The sequence below is a fragment of the Vibrio sp. 1580 genome (assembly GCF_033340055.1).
Window position 1 is genome coordinate 1 of record NZ_JAWOVT010000056.1, and the last position, 1,291, is coordinate 1,291.

1 protein-coding gene is annotated in these 1,291 nt (G+C 43.1%); it reads right to left on the reverse strand.

The window, feature by feature from the left end:
- Window positions 1-33: 33 nt before the first annotated feature.
- Window positions 34-1,238, reverse strand: a protein-coding gene (locus R7093_RS23960) for an IS3 family transposase (protein ID WP_086026666.1) whose coding sequence is annotated in 2 segments (ribosomal slippage) — window positions 34-887 and window positions 887-1,238 — 1,206 coding nt in all. Because the reading frame shifts where the segments join, the coding sequence is not laid out codon by codon here.
- Window positions 1,239-1,291 lie beyond the last annotated feature (53 nt).

Here is a 1,291-nt window from a genome sequence, read left to right on the forward strand (position 1 = left end):
TGACCCGTCCTGATATGGGTTGACACTTTTTAACTAAAACGCTCGATGTACTTCATCGGGCGTTTTGTATTTTAAAGCCGTATGAGGCCTCATTTGATTATAGATATCTACGGACTCTGCTACCATCGTCCTTGCTTCTTTCAGATCTTTCGGTTTCTTCAGCAAGAGCTCCATTTTGAGTATCCCATTTACACGCTCAGCTAAAGCATTCTGATAACAGTCATTCCCGTCTGTCATTGAGCAAGTCACTCTATGTTTCTTATGGATATCTTGATATTCCTTCGAACAGTATTGTGAGCCTCTATCTGAGTGGTGTATTAGCTTTTCTTCACTCTGCCGTTGCCTGAGAGCTGAGATAAATGCCCGCTTAACTGATTGAGTTTTCATGTTGTCATCCACATAAAAACCAACAATCTTCCTTGAATAAGCGTCTGTAACCAAGCTGAGATAACTCTCTCCATTTTGAGTTGGCAAGTAAGTAATATCAGCAACCCACAGTTGTTCTGGCTTCGTTGGTGTCAGCCCATCTTTCACTTTGTTTGGGTGACAGAAAAATCGATGACGGCTGTCAGTCGTTCGGTGATAGGCTCGTCTTGCTCTCACTAACAGCCGATGCTTTCTGAGAAGTTCAAAGAGCTTATCGCGACCTATTTGAATGCCCTTTGTTGCTGCTAAGAACTTCAGTTTACGCGTGCCAATGCGTGGCTGCTTCAGCCTGACTTCACGGACAAAGCCAATGACAGTATGCTCATGATGTTCACAACGAGATTGAGTTTGGCATTGCTTATAATAAGCTTGGCGAGAGATTTGTACTAACTGACAAAACTTCGTAACGCTCAAACCTACTATGGTTTTCTCTTGGACAACGCTTCTTTGTGCTTTTTTGTCACTCTAACACCATAGTCACGTTCCATAACGTTCACGACAGCTTCAAAGAAGTCGGCTTTGAGTTGAGCATCTTCGAGCTGCTTTTCAAGCTCTTTAATACGTTGCTCTGGTGTAGGAGGTGAGTTGAACTCGGTCATAGAGTCTCCTTTGGACATAAAGTTAGGTGTCCCTTTAGACCAATCTAGTCGACCATGCTTACGAAGCCAAACCAAAACCGTAGAGCAACCTTGGATGCCATACTTCTCTTGGGCTTGTTTGTAAGTGAGGCTTCCTTTTTCAACCTCATCAACTACAGTGAGTTTAAAAGCGAGGGAGTAATCGCGCTGAGTTCTTTTAGTTGTTGATTTCATAACACTCTCCAATTTTGGGGGTGGAAAGTGTCAACCTTATTTAGGACGGCACA